Below are 6,697 nucleotides of genomic sequence, written 5' to 3'. Positions count from 1 at the left end.
GCGGGGCTGCGGTAGGGGGTTTCGAGAGGAGGCCGGGGGGTGCCCCGCGCGGCCCTGGAAGAGAGCGGCTAGAGCCCCGCCAGCTTGCGGAAGTCCCACGAGGCGATCGCGTCCGGAGTGAGCCGCAGCCACGCGTGCCGGCCGTCGTGCGGCATCTCGTCGAGGCCGAACAGCTTGCGGGCGAACAATCGCTCCGGAACGTCGAGTTCGGGGCAGGGCTCGCCCGTGCGCGGGGCCTCCCCGACGAACTCCACGGTGCCCGACAGCTCGACGCCGCGCAGTTCGCCGTACTCCTCGCCCGTGTCGACCACCACGGCGATCCGCCCGTCCCGGCGCAGATCGGCCCAGCGCCTGCTGCGCGTGATCGAGTACAGCCACAGCGAGGTGCCGTCCCAGGCGAACCAGAGCGTGCTGACGTGCGGGGCGCCGTCGGCGGATACCGTCGCCACCCGGCAGGTGCGCTCCGTGGCGAGGAACGCGTCGAGTTCCTCCGGCGTCATCATGATCCTGCGGCCCCGGCGCTGGGTGACGGCCATGTGTCCTCCCGAGTGGTGTTCCGCGCGCTGCTTGGCTTCCGCGCTCGGCTGACTGGGCGTCAGGAAAGGATGGGGGCTCTTCCTTCGTGACGCAATGGCCGTTAGCCTCGCGCGGATTCCGGGGAGTCGGCCGGCCGGCCGCCGGCCGCCGGCCGCCGGTGGCCGGGTGTCCGGGTGTCCGGCACGAGCGCGACAGGGGGAACCATGCCGTCGTACGAACAGCTCAGGGAGATCCTCGACCCGGCCACCACGGCGCTGCTGACGGTCGAGTGCCAGCAGGGCGTCGTCGGCACCGAGAGCGCGCTGCCCGAACTCGCCAAGGAGGCGCGGTCGTCCGGCGCCCTCGCCAACGTCGCGCGGCTCGTGTCCGCCGCCCACCGGAGCGGCGTCCAGGTTTTGCACGCCGTCGCCGAGCGGCGGCCGGACGGGCGCGGGGCCAGCCACAACGCCCGGCTCTTCCGCGCCGCCGAACGGCTCCCCGTGCAGCAGCTGTCGGGCACCAGGGCCGTACGGATCGCGCCGCCGATCGAAGTGGCCGACGAGGACTTCGTCGTACGGCGTCTGCACGGCCTGTCGCCCCTCGCGGGCACCGATGTCGACCCGCTGCTGCGCAATCTCGGCTGCCGCGCCCTCCTGGTCACCGGGGTCTCCGCCAACGTCGCCATCCCCAACGCCGTGTTCGACGCCGTGAACCTCGGCTACACCGCCGTCGTACCCGCCGACGCCATCGCGGGGGTGCCGGCCGACTACACCCCCGCGATGGTCCGCAACACGCTCGCGCTCGTCGCCACCATCACCAGTACGCAGGACGTACTCGGCGCCTGGAAGCGGCCGCGCCGCGCCTGAGCATGCTCTACGTAGGCACGCTCTGCCTAAGCCAGCTTGATCGAGTCGCCGTCCACGGAGATCTCCGCAGCGGGCAGCGGCCCGGGGGCGGGAGCCTGTTTGACGCTGCCGTCGGCGATGGCGAACTTGCTGCCGTGGCAGGCGCAGTTGATGGTGCCTCCTTCGACGCTCGTCACCGGACACTTCTTGTGGGTGCACAAGTTCGAGAAGGCCTTGAACTCGCCCTTGGTCGGCTGGGTGACCACCACCCCCTCGTCCTTGAAGATCTTGCCGCCGCCCACGGGAATCTCCGCCGTCTTGGCCAGCACGGTCCCGGCGGCGCCCTCGCCGCCTTCGGGGGCCTGCGCGCCCGCCGGTTCGGAGTCGCCCTTGTCGTCACTGCCGCACGCGGTCAGGGCGGCGGCGAGCCCCGCGGCACCCATGGTGGCCACGACGGTGCGGCGGCGGGGCCCGGAGACGGTTTCTTCGGAAGTCGTCATGCCGGGTGGTACGGGTCCGCGGTCCGCCGCGTTCAAACGGCGGGCGATTTCCCGGTGATCGGGCGCATCGGATGCGGAAGCAACCCGGGCCCTTCGCGGAAGTAACCTGGCCCCATGCTCACCCAAGTCACCACGGTCCGCTACGTCACGCCCTTGCGGGAGGGCGGATCGCTGCCCGGCGTCGTCGAGGCCACCGACGCCGACGGCGCTCACGCGACGTACGTCATGAAGTTCACCGGCGCGGGACAGGGCCGCAAGACGCTCGTCGCGGAGGTGATCTGCGGGGAGCTGGCGCGGCGCCTGGGGCTGCGGATGCCCAGACTGGTCCAGATCCTGCTCGACCCGGTGATCGGGCTCGGCGAGCCGGACCAGCAGGTGCAGGAACTCCTGAAGTCCAGCGGTGGCCTCAACCTCGGCATGGACTTCCTCTCGGGCGCGCTCGGCTTCGACCCGCTCGCATGCGAGATCGACCCGGTCGAGGCGGGCCGCGTCGTCTGGTTCGACGCCCTGATCAACAACGTGGACCGGTCCTGGCGCAACCCGAACCTGCTCCTGTGGCAGGGCGAGCTGTGGCTGATCGACCACGGGGCGAGCCTGATCTGGCACCACAACTGGCGCACCGTCGAGACCGCGACGGGCCGGGCGTACGACGCCTCGGACCACGTACTCGCCCCCTACGGGCCCGACGTGGCATCGGCCGCCGCCGAACTCGCCCCGCTCGTCACCGAGGAACTGCTCACCGGGATCGCCGCCCAGGTGCCCGACGCGTGGCTCGTCGACGAGCCCGGCTTCGAGGGCCCCGACGATGTGCGCCGCGCCCACGTGGCGGCGCTGCTGCCGCGCGCCGAGACCATTCACGAACGGATCGCCCTCGGCGAACCGCGGCCGAAGGGTGCCACCAAGTGACCGAGCGGAACGTCTTCGAGTACGCGCTGGTGCGTGTGGTCCCGCGCGTGGAGCGCGGCGAGCAGTTCAACGCGGGCGTCGTCGTCTACTGCCGCGCCAAGGCCTTCGTGGCCGCCCGCACCCACCTCGACGAGACCAAGCTGCTCGCGCTCGACCCGGCGGCCGACGTCGCCGGCGTCAGGGCCGCGCTCGGCGCCGTCGAGCGGATCTGCGAGGGCGGCGCGGCCGCGGGGCAGGCCGAGCGCGACGACGCGGGGCGGCGCTTTCGCTGGCTCATCGCGCCGCGCTCCACGGTGGTCCAGCCTGGCCCGGTCCACACCGGCCTCACGGCGGACCCCGAGTCCGAGGTGAACCGTCTTCTGGAGCTGTTGGTGAGGTAACGCGTCACAGCTGGCCGCACGCCGTTGACACCCGGTGCCAGGGCTTCTAGCGTCTCGTCCAGCTGAAGGTACTAAGCGGTCGCTCACTCATCGGGCGTACCGTGGAGCCGCATCCCAAGGGCGAGGAGAACCAGCATGTCCACCACTGAGCAGCGCGTCGCGGTCGTGACCGGAGGGGCGCGGGGCATCGGCGCGGCGACGGCCGTACGGCTCGCCGCCGAGGGCCGCGCCGTCGCCGTCATCGACCTCGACGAGGCCGCCTGCAAGGACACCGTCGAGCGGATCACCGCGGCCGGTGGCAAGGCGCTGGCCGTCGGCTGCGACGTGTCCGACGAGGCCCAGGTCGAGGCCGCGATCGCCCGCATCGCCGAGGAGCTGGGCGCGCCGACGATCCTCGTCAACAACGCCGGTGTGCTCCGCGACAACCTCCTCTTCAAGATGAGCGCGAGCGACTGGGACACGGTCATGAACGTGCACCTGCGCGGCGCGTTCCTGATGTCCCGCGCCGTGCAGAAGCACATGGTGGACGCGAATTTCGGCCGTATCGTGAACCTCTCCTCGTCCTCCGCGCTCGGCAACCGCGGCCAGGTCAACTACTCCGCCGCCAAGGCCGGTCTCCAGGGCCTCACCAAGACCCTGGCCAAGGAGCTGGGCAAGTTCGGCGTCACCGCCAACTCCGTCGCCCCCGGCTTCATCGTCACCGAGATGACCAAGGCCACCGCGGACCGCGTCGGCATGGACTTCGAGGAGTTCCAGGCGGCGGCCGCCACCCAGATCCCGGTGCAGCGCGTCGGCCGTCCCGAGGACATCGCCAACGCCATCGCCTTCTTCACGGGCGACGCCGCGGGCTTTGTCTCCGGGCAGGTCATGTACGTCGCCGGCGGCCCGCTCAACTGACCCGGAAGGCGGAGATCATGGCTGTGCAGGACAGTGGGAAGGCCGCGCTCGTCACGGGCGCGAGCCGCGGCATCGGCTACGGCATCGCCGAGGCCCTGGTCGCCAGGGGTGACCGCGTCTGCATCACCGGACGCAACGAGGACGCCCTCAAGGAGGCCGTCGAGAAGCTCGGCTCCGACCGGGTCATCGGCGTCGCGGGCAAGGCCCACGACGAGGCCCACCAGGCGGCCGCCGTCGCACGCATGATGGAGGCGTTCGGCCGGGTCGACTTCCTGATCAACAACGCCGGCACGAACCCGGTCTTCGGGCCGATCGCCGAGCTGGACCTGAACGTGGCGCGCAAGGTGTACGAGACCAACGTCATCTCGGCGCTCGGCTTCGCCCAGCAGACCTGGAGGGCCTGGCAGAGCGAGAACGGCGGCGCGATCGTGAACATCGCCTCCGTCGCCGGCGTCTCCGCCTCGCCCTTCATCGGGGCGTACGGGATGAGCAAGGCCGCCATGGTCAACCTCAGCCTCCAGCTGGCGCACGAGTTCGCGCCGAAGGTGCGCGTGAACTCCATCGCGCCCGCCGTCGTCAAGACCAAGTTCGCCCAGGCGCTCTACGAGGGCCGCGAGGCCGAGGCGGCCGCCTCCTATCCGCTCGGCAGGCTGGGCGTGCCGGAGGACATCGGCGGCGCGGCCGCGTTCCTCACCTCCAGCCAGTCCGACTGGATCACCGGGCAGACGCTCGTGGTCGATGGCGGCATCTTCCTCAATGCGGGCGTCGGCTGACGAAGGCGGGCGTCGGCTGACGAAGGTTGCTCAAGCGGGCTCCGCCTGACAGAGGCTGCCCAAGCGGGCGTCGGCCGAAGAAGGTCGTACAACCGTTGGTTAGGCGGTCAAAAGAGACGTACACGCGCACCAAGTGCCCTGTCGGCGCCAGCAGTTGGCCCGGCGGGGCGCTGCGATATTGTCTGCCGATCCCATGGCATGGCCGATCGAGGAGCGTGCGCGTGTTCAGTGAAGTTCCCGCCGTGAAGCGTATGAGGGGTCGGCGCCGGCTGGCGGCGCTCGCGTCGATGTCCCTGCTCTCCGGTTGCGGGGTGTTGTCCGCCGAAGGGCCGGACGAGGAAGAGCGGATCACCGTCGGCACGATGAGCGCGCCGAGCACCCTGGATCCGGCCAAGGCCTGGGACAGCTCCTGGGAGCTGTACCGGAACGTCTTCCAGACGCTGCTCAGCTTCCCCTCGGGGGCCACCGAGCCCGAGCCGGACGCCGCGCAGTCCTGCGAGTTCACGGACGCCTCGAACACGGTCTTCAGCTGTGAGCTGCGCGAGGGGCTGAAGTTCTCCGACGGTGACACGCTGGACGCGGCGGCCGTCAAGTACTCCTTCGACCGCATGCGGACGATCGAGGCCAAGGGTGTGGTGAAGGGCGGTCCGGTGGGGCTGCTCGGCTCGCTCGACACGGTCCGCACCAAGGGGGAGCGGACCGTGATATTCCGCCTGAAGAAGGCGGACGCGACCTTCCCGTTCGTGCTCGCGACGCCCGCCATGTCGATCGTCAACCCCGACGACTATCCGGCGGACAAGCTCCGCGAGGGCAACGAGATCACCGGCTCCGGGCCGTACGCCCTGGAGGCGTACACGCCGAACCAGGAGGCCGAGCTGGTCAAGAACAGTCACTACAAGGGCGCGGCCGAGGTCAAGAACGACGCTGTCACCATCCGTTACTTCAAGAAGTCGTCGGCGATGGTCGACGCCCTCAAGGACAACCGGATCGACGTGACCTTCCGCGGTCTCGCCTCCGAGGACATCGTCGCCATGCAGAGCAAGAGCAGGCGCGAGCAGGACATCGAACTCGTCGAGGGCGCGGGCACCGAGATCCGCTACCTGGTCTTCAACACCAAGGACCCCTGGGCGCGGAAGCTGCCGGTCCGGCGCGCCTTCGCGCAGGTGATCGACCGCGGGGCCCTCGCCCACAAGATCTACAAGGACACCGTCGAGCCGCTGTACTCGATGGTGCCGAGGGGGCTCACGGGCCACGCCACCGGCTTCTTCGACGACTACGGAAACCCCAGTGCGGCCAAGGCCAGGAAGATCCTGACCGACGCCGGCATCAACGAGCCCGTCCCGCTCACCCTCTGGCACACCTCCGACCGCTACGGATCGGCCACCGCCGCGGAGTTCGCCGAGCTGAAGCGGCAGCTGGAGGCGTCCGGCCTCTTCAAGATCACGATCAAGAGCCGTCCGTGGACCGAGTTCCAGGAGGGCTACAGCAACGGCGAGTACCCCGTCTTCGGGCGCGGCTGGTTCCCCGACTTCCCCGACGCGGACAACTTCATCGCGCCGTTCGTCGGCCCGAAGAACGTGCTCAACACGCCTTACGTCTCCAAGGAGATCACCGACGAGCTGCTGCCGCGCCAGCGCAGGGAGACCGACCGGGGCGCGGTGATCGACGACTTCGAGCGGGCCCAGGAGATCCTGGTCGACGACGTCAGGCTGCTGCCGCTCTGGCAGGGCAAGCAGTACATCATGTCCAGCGAGGAGATCGCGGGCGGCGAACGCGCGCTCGATCCCTCGGCGATCATGATGATGTGGGAGCTTCAGCGCAAGACCAGCTGGTAGCAGGTTTTGCGCGCTCCTTGTTGAGATGGGGGCGGGGTTTCGTAC

General features: G+C 70.1%; 8 protein-coding genes. 6 read left to right on the top strand and 2 right to left on the bottom strand.

All coding sequences use genetic code 11. From position 1 onward, the window contains the following. Positions 1-68: 68 nt before the first annotated feature. Complete coding sequence (locus tag GKQ77_RS24350; protein ID WP_219691069.1) at positions 69-536, bottom strand: pyridoxamine 5'-phosphate oxidase family protein; 468 nt, start codon at positions 534-536, stop codon at positions 69-71. A 204-nt stretch (positions 537-740) separates the two neighbouring features. Here GKQ77_RS24350 and GKQ77_RS24345 point away from each other — a divergent pair, with 204 nt between their 5' ends. Then, entirely contained in the window at positions 741-1,382 is a 642-nt protein-coding gene (locus GKQ77_RS24345; RefSeq protein ID WP_219691068.1) for a cysteine hydrolase family protein, read from the top strand. Positions 1,383-1,408: 26 nt separating this feature from the next. On the opposite strand, the gene GKQ77_RS24340 is transcribed toward GKQ77_RS24345, so the two are convergent. Continuing rightward, positions 1,409-1,861 (bottom strand): Rieske (2Fe-2S) protein, encoded by a 453-nt coding sequence (locus tag GKQ77_RS24340; protein ID WP_219691067.1) that lies wholly within the window; start codon positions 1,859-1,861, stop codon positions 1,409-1,411. Between the two features lie 114 nt (positions 1,862-1,975). Here GKQ77_RS24340 and GKQ77_RS24335 point away from each other — a divergent pair, with 114 nt between their 5' ends. The 5 genes from GKQ77_RS24335 (at position 1,976) to GKQ77_RS24315 (ending at position 6,652) form a co-directional block, all read left to right on the top strand. Then, positions 1,976-2,767: a HipA family kinase gene (locus GKQ77_RS24335; RefSeq protein ID WP_219691066.1), complete on the top strand. Its 792-nt coding sequence runs from the start codon at positions 1,976-1,978 to the stop codon at positions 2,765-2,767. Further along, on the top strand, positions 2,764-3,147 hold the full coding sequence (locus tag GKQ77_RS24330; RefSeq protein ID WP_219691065.1) for a DUF3037 domain-containing protein: 384 nt from the start codon (positions 2,764-2,766) through the stop codon (positions 3,145-3,147). The genes GKQ77_RS24335 and GKQ77_RS24330 overlap by 4 nt, the downstream gene beginning before the upstream one ends. 135 nt (positions 3,148-3,282) lie before the next feature. Beyond that, positions 3,283-4,044, top strand: coding sequence for a 3-oxoacyl-ACP reductase FabG (gene fabG / locus GKQ77_RS24325; protein ID WP_125511435.1), 762 nt, complete (start codon positions 3,283-3,285; stop codon positions 4,042-4,044). Positions 4,045-4,061: 17 nt separating this feature from the next. Further along, positions 4,062-4,817: an SDR family oxidoreductase gene (locus tag GKQ77_RS24320; RefSeq protein WP_219691064.1), complete on the top strand. Its 756-nt coding sequence runs from the start codon at positions 4,062-4,064 to the stop codon at positions 4,815-4,817. A gap of 251 nt (positions 4,818-5,068) precedes the next feature. Then, positions 5,069-6,652 carry an ABC transporter substrate-binding protein gene (locus GKQ77_RS24315; RefSeq protein ID WP_219691063.1) on the top strand — a complete coding sequence of 528 codons (1,584 nt, stop codon included), beginning with the start codon at positions 5,069-5,071 and terminating at the stop codon, positions 6,650-6,652. Positions 6,653-6,697: the final 45 nt, after the last annotated feature.

Origin of the sequence: Streptomyces anatolicus (assembly GCF_019400875.1) — a bacterium.
In the GTDB taxonomy this organism is placed as follows: domain Bacteria; phylum Actinomycetota; class Actinomycetes; order Streptomycetales; family Streptomycetaceae; genus Streptomyces; species Streptomyces anatolicus.
The sequence above is the reverse complement of the archived record's forward strand: the minus strand, read 5'-3'. Positions and strand labels throughout refer to the sequence as shown.

Coding starts and splice junctions, on each gene's coding strand:
- GKQ77_RS24350 (WP_219691069.1), bottom strand. CDS start 536: ATGGCCGTCACCCAGCGCCGGGGCCGCAGGATCATGATGACGCCGGAG.
- GKQ77_RS24345 (WP_219691068.1), top strand. CDS start 741: ATGCCGTCGTACGAACAGCTCAGGGAGATCCTCGACCCGGCCACCACG.
- GKQ77_RS24340 (WP_219691067.1), bottom strand. CDS start 1,861: ATGACGACTTCCGAAGAAACCGTCTCCGGGCCCCGCCGCCGCACCGTC.
- GKQ77_RS24335 (WP_219691066.1), top strand. CDS start 1,976: ATGCTCACCCAAGTCACCACGGTCCGCTACGTCACGCCCTTGCGGGAG.
- fabG (WP_125511435.1), top strand. CDS start 3,283: ATGTCCACCACTGAGCAGCGCGTCGCGGTCGTGACCGGAGGGGCGCGG.
- GKQ77_RS24320 (WP_219691064.1), top strand. CDS start 4,062: ATGGCTGTGCAGGACAGTGGGAAGGCCGCGCTCGTCACGGGCGCGAGC.
- GKQ77_RS24315 (WP_219691063.1), top strand. CDS start 5,069: ATGAGGGGTCGGCGCCGGCTGGCGGCGCTCGCGTCGATGTCCCTGCTC.